The 444-nt window shown below is 45.9% G+C and carries 1 protein-coding gene; it reads right to left on the bottom strand.

All coding sequences use genetic code 11. From position 1 onward, the window contains the following. Window positions 1-80 precede the first annotated feature (80 nt). The coding region (locus AB4486_RS26230) for an SDR family oxidoreductase (protein WP_372119688.1) at window positions 81-444 on the bottom strand (364 nt) is incomplete at its 5' end.

The raw sequence follows: 444 nt of genomic DNA, 5'->3' as shown, positions 1-444 counted from the left end.
GGTAAATGCACCAATAGGAGTGCGCTTAGCCGCAACAATAAATACTTTTTCCATCATTCCAACCCCTTCAGTTTCGCCAATTACTGCATGTACAAGCCGCCATTCACAGACAATGTTTCGCCTGTAATGTACGCGCCAGATTCACTCGCTAAAAAGCCCACTGCGTCTGCAATTTCAACAGGTGTTGCTAAGCGTTTCATCGGAATTTGGTTCTTGATTGAATCCAGTACTTCAGGCTTCATTTGCTCAACCATAGGAGTTGCTGTGTAGCCAGGGGCAATCACGTTCACGGTTACGCCGCTACGAGCGCCTTCTGCAGCCAAAGCTTTAGAAAAACCAATCATTCCAGCTTTCGCTGCTGAGTAGTTAGTCTGTCCAAATTGACCTTTAAGACCATTGACGGAAGAGATGTTGATGACACGGCAGTTACCTTTCTCACACATA

The organism is Vibrio sp. 10N.222.55.C6 (assembly GCF_041473395.1).
Lineage (GTDB): Bacteria > Pseudomonadota > Gammaproteobacteria > Enterobacterales > Vibrionaceae > Vibrio > Vibrio crassostreae_C.
Note: the sequence above shows the minus strand (reverse complement) of the source record. Positions and strands in the feature narration are given on the sequence as shown.